1 protein-coding gene and 1 pseudogene are annotated in these 589 nt (G+C 69.6%); both read left to right on the top strand.

What is annotated here, in order from left to right; genetic code table 11:
* Nucleotides 1–300: NUDIX domain-containing protein (locus DVK06_RS16970; RefSeq protein ID WP_121601129.1), on the top strand; the 300-nt coding region annotated here is incomplete at its 5' end.
* A gap of 91 nt (nt 301–391) precedes the next feature.
* Nucleotides 392–589, top strand: a pseudogene (locus tag DVK06_RS16965) (CPBP family intramembrane glutamate endopeptidase); the annotation flags it as partial.

Raw genomic sequence — 589 nt, 5'->3', positions numbered from 1 at the left:
GACGACGACGACTACGCCGCGGCCGCCCGGCGCGAACTCGCGGAAGAGACTGGCCACGAGGCCGAGGCGGTCGAACCGCTCGTGACCGTCGAGCCGGCCAACGGTATCGCCAACTCGGTCCACCACTACTTCGTCGCGCGCGGGTGCGAGCCGAGCGCCGACCAGAACCTCGACTTCAACGAGAGTATCCGCCCGACGACGGTCGGCTACGACGACCTCGAGCGGGCCGTCCTCGCGGGCGAGGTCCGCGACGCGCGGACGGTCCTCGGCGTGCTCTACTACGAACTCGCCGGCGAGTAGCGCACCCGGTCACTCGCGCGCCCGCGTTCGCCCCTCGAACCCCGTTCCGAGGCGAGAAGGATTTTGACGCCGGCGCTCCAACTGGTCGCCTGTGTCTACTACGACGCGTTTCCCCGACCTCGCTCGGTCCTTCCTCGCAGCTATCGCCCTCGGCGGCGGCGGTCTCGTCGTCGGCACGATACTCGTCTTTATCACGCAGTTCGCGGCGGCGAGCGCGGGCGTCGAACTGACGCCCCTCGCGCTCGTCGTCACGTCGCTCATCCTCTTGCAGGGCATCGCCTTCGGCGGC

It is taken from the genome of Halorubrum sp. Atlit-28R, assembly GCF_003665955.1.
Lineage (GTDB): Archaea > Halobacteriota > Halobacteria > Halobacteriales > Haloferacaceae > Halorubrum > Halorubrum tropicale.
This window is presented reverse-complemented; position numbering and strand designations above follow the sequence as displayed.